We start from the raw sequence: 405 nt of genomic DNA, 5'->3' as shown, positions 1-405 counted from the left end.
GGGCCGCACCGATGGCGGAACCGGTATTGCCGCCGATCTGCTGACCGACCACCGAGCCTAGAACCCCGCCCAATGCGCCGCCCACACCTGCTTCAGTGGTGCCTCCGGCAGAGGCGACGCCGCTGACCAGGCCAAGGGACAACAAGAGAATCGAGGAGAACTTCATAGAGGAGCCTCAAAGGGATGACGGCGCGATCCTGAGGCTGTATCGAGGGGCTTACAAACGAAATCCGACGAATAGCACGAATTGTACACAATCTCGTAACTTATTGTTTTTAATGCGGAACTTAAGCGATTTTTGCGGGTCTTTAGCTACTTCGGAACGGCCGCTTTGATACAAAAGCGGCCTTTTTTGTGCCTGCGGTTCAAGGCTGCGCAGCGGCAGTCGCCGGCTCCTACGATTCA

1 protein-coding gene is annotated in these 405 nt (G+C 56.5%); it reads right to left on the bottom strand.

Translation table 11 applies throughout. The features are described 5' to 3' along the window. Positions 1-217: 217 nt before the first annotated feature. Positions 218-405, bottom strand: a 188-nt coding sequence (locus tag F6S12_RS33050; RefSeq protein WP_315870029.1) for a hypothetical protein, incomplete at its 5' end; no start/stop codon positions are given.

Source organism: Pseudomonas sp. JV245A, assembly GCF_032424515.1.
GTDB classification, from domain to species: domain Bacteria; phylum Pseudomonadota; class Gammaproteobacteria; order Pseudomonadales; family Pseudomonadaceae; genus Aquipseudomonas; species Aquipseudomonas protegens.
Note: the sequence above shows the minus strand (reverse complement) of the source record. Positions and strands in the feature narration are given on the sequence as shown.